At 52.5% G+C, this 221-nt stretch carries 1 pseudogene; it reads left to right on the forward strand.

The features are described from left to right. Positions 1-221: pseudogene (locus FDX22_RS12210) on the forward strand (propanediol utilization microcompartment protein PduB); the annotation flags it as partial.

Genomic DNA, 221 nt, shown 5'->3' on the forward strand with positions numbered 1-221 from the left:
GCAGGTGATTGCTCGTGTGGCAACGCCAGAACAGCAGGCTATCCCTGAAAATAATCCTCCAACACGAGAAACGGCTATGGCAGAGAAGAGCTGCAGTTTAACGGAATTTGTCGGTACTGCGATTGGCGACACCGTCGGTCTGGTGATCGCCAACGTAGATAGCGCCTTACTGGACGCGATGAAACTTGAAAAGCGTTATCGCTCCATTGGCATCCTTGGCG

The sequence above is a fragment of the Citrobacter sp. TBCS-14 genome (genome assembly GCF_005280805.1).
Taxonomy (GTDB): domain Bacteria; phylum Pseudomonadota; class Gammaproteobacteria; order Enterobacterales; family Enterobacteriaceae; genus Citrobacter; species Citrobacter gillenii.